1 protein-coding gene is annotated in these 738 nt (G+C 59.3%); it reads right to left on the bottom strand.

Features of this window, described 5'->3' with window-relative positions:
- On the bottom strand, positions 1-738 hold a 738-nt coding region (locus DF185_RS22985; protein ID WP_165836113.1), incomplete at its 5' end, for a S49 family peptidase.

Below are 738 nucleotides of genomic sequence, written 5' to 3' on the forward strand. Positions count from 1 at the left end.
TTACACTGGTGTGTTCAGCAAATCGTTAACGGCATCAGATGCCGGGTTACCTGCAGCCAGCGGTGCCGGTGCCCCCTGCATCAGACGATCCAGCGCAGTGTCACTGCGCGCCTGTGCACTCTGTGGTGCTGCGGCCAGAATGCGGCGGGCCGTTTTCACGGTCATACCGGGGGTTTCTGCCAGCACGCGTGCCTGTTCTTCGCGTCCGTGAGCCTCCTCACAGTTGAGGATCCCCATAATGCGGCTGTTTTCTGCCGCAACCGCTGCGGTGATCTGCGCGTTCACGTCCGGCTGCGCCGCGCTGGCGTTCTCGCCCTCCGTCGCTGGCACCACGTCAGTAACGTCAGCCTGCGAAGCAGTGGCTGAAACAGTTGTTGATTGAGTCTCTTTGGTCATTCGCCCTCCTGAGAGACGGGATTTACGTGCATCCAGTGCATCACGCATGACGGTGATCGCATCGGTGCTGTTAACAAGTTCATCAGCCAGTCCGGCATCAATGGCCTCCTGACCGCTGTACACTGCAGCCTCGGTATCCAGCACAACCTGCACGGACAGGCCGGTATATGCCGACACCTTCTGCGCAAACATCTGGCGGGTTGCGTCCATCCGGGACTGCAGTGTCTCCCGGACGTCATCCGGAAGATGGCTGTAGGGGTTGCCATCCACCTTATGGCTGCCGCTGTAAATCAGCGTGATTTCCACACCCTGTTTCTCCAGCGCAGCACCGTAATTACTGTG

The sequence above is a fragment of the Marinifilum breve genome (assembly GCF_003202155.1).
Taxonomy (GTDB): Bacteria; Bacteroidota; Bacteroidia; order Bacteroidales; family Marinifilaceae; genus Marinifilum; species Marinifilum breve.